Here is a 225-nt window from a genome sequence, read left to right on the forward strand (position 1 = left end):
AAAATGTTCATCGTATACATAGTCCTGTTTGCGGAAAAATCCTTCTTTGGTGCGAGGACGTGTATAAGGTAAAGCCGCTGTAATCGCCGGTGTTTTATAAGCTGCATCTGCGGCAACGGCTTCCGGTTTTCCAACTTTCTCAATCACATGTTCAACTAGTGGCTCTAAGATCTGACTGTCATGTATATTTCCAGGTGTTACAATCGTTCCCAATACAAAACCGTT

At 42.7% G+C, this 225-nt stretch carries 1 protein-coding gene; it reads right to left on the bottom strand.

The genetic code is table 11. The annotated features are described in order from the left end of the window. The coding region (locus SB775_RS34645; protein WP_410865814.1) for a transposase at positions 1-225 on the bottom strand (225 nt) is incomplete at both ends.

This window comes from Peribacillus sp. SIMBA_075 (assembly GCF_046534585.1).